Source organism: Adlercreutzia sp. DFI.6.23, from assembly GCF_024462535.1.
In the GTDB taxonomy this organism is placed as follows: Bacteria; Actinomycetota; Coriobacteriia; order Coriobacteriales; family Eggerthellaceae; genus Adlercreutzia; species Adlercreutzia rubneri.
Genome location: NZ_JANGBP010000632.1, coordinates 1 through 295, shown reverse-complemented (window position 1 = coordinate 295; position 295 = coordinate 1). Strand labels below are relative to the sequence as shown.

Annotated in this window: 1 pseudogene; it reads left to right on the top strand. The window is 74.2% G+C overall.

Features of this window, described 5'->3' with window-relative positions:
• Positions 1-295 (top strand): annotated as a pseudogene (locus NE591_RS14850) (hypothetical protein); the annotation flags it as partial.

Sequence of the window (295 nt, the reverse complement as noted above, 5' to 3'; positions counted from 1 at the left end):
CGACCCCGACCGGCCCGTGCGCTTCGCCCGCATCCTGCGCATGCTCTCCGGCGTGGACACCCTCGCCGACGCGCGGGCCGCCGACCGCACCGCCCTCAGCGTCGCCGGGCACCTGTACGACGACGAGGCGCTCGGCGAGCTCGAGCGCGTGGTGGAACGCATTTCAAGCGAGAACCTCGTGGAAGCCATGGAAGAGCTCGGTCGCAGGCTGGACGCACTTACGCCCGAGGCCCCCGAGCGGGAGCGGGCGGCCCCCGCCGAGGATTCCCTCGCGGCACTCGCCCCCGTCACCGCC